This window comes from Microvirga sp. HBU67558 (assembly GCF_018069605.1).
GTDB lineage: Bacteria > Pseudomonadota > Alphaproteobacteria > Rhizobiales > Beijerinckiaceae > Microvirga > Microvirga terrae.
Genome location: NZ_JAGPUP010000097.1, coordinates 1 through 285 on the forward strand (window position 1 = coordinate 1; position 285 = coordinate 285).

1 protein-coding gene is annotated in these 285 nt (G+C 64.6%); it reads left to right on the forward strand.

Annotated features, from left to right (window positions below; genetic code table 11):
- Positions 1-285: exonuclease domain-containing protein (locus tag KBI52_RS00395; protein ID WP_247654078.1), on the forward strand; the 285-nt coding region annotated here is incomplete at both ends.

Sequence of the window (285 nt, forward strand, 5' to 3'; positions counted from 1 at the left end):
AGACGACTGGTCTGAACCCGCGGTTCGACGAGGTGATCGCCGTCGCGGCCATCGTCGTCCGCGGCAACCGGATCATGACGAGCGAGGCGTACAGGGCCCTCATCAGGGCCGACAGGGCTCCGACCACGGAATCCATCAAGATCCACCGGCTCAGGGCGCGTGACGTAGCCGAGGGGCGCCCCATGCATCAGGTGTTGCCGGAGCTGCTCCGGTTCATCGGCGGACGTCCCATCGTCGGCTATTACGTGGATTTCGATGTCCGCATGCTCGACAGGTATGTCCTCC